Origin of the sequence: Caballeronia sp. dw_276 (genome assembly GCF_018449635.1) — a bacterium.
In the GTDB taxonomy this organism is placed as follows: Bacteria; Pseudomonadota; Gammaproteobacteria; order Burkholderiales; family Burkholderiaceae; genus Caballeronia.
Window position 1 is genome coordinate 1 of sequence record NZ_JAAVUV010000079.1, and the last position, 330, is coordinate 330.

A 330-nucleotide genomic window follows, 5' to 3' on the forward strand; every position below is an offset into this window, starting at 1 on the left:
GCGGTTGCGTAACGAGAACAGGCGTTCTTCGCTCATCGTTGCGGCCCTCCAATTGGAATTGCCGGCACCGAGGTGTCCGAGCGCGACACCAGGGATGCAATCGGATAGCCGTAATTGAAAAGCGTCAGGCCGATCATCAATGCAAGCCACAAGCCGAAGCTGTTCAACGCAACGGGAATGGTTTTGGATTCATGCACCGCCGTGCTGAAACGATACTCTTCGACTACCACACGCGGCCCGCGATGCGCGCGAATCAGCACGATAAAAAACATCACCGCCGAGACCACCAGAATCAGCCCGCCGATAGTCGAGATGATCACCGACATGGCT

At 56.4% G+C, this 330-nt stretch carries 1 pseudogene; it reads right to left on the minus strand.

Annotated features, from left to right (window positions below):
- Positions 1 to 32: 32 nt before the first annotated feature.
- Positions 33 to 330: pseudogene (locus HB633_RS30700) on the minus strand (cytochrome C oxidase subunit I); the annotation flags it as partial.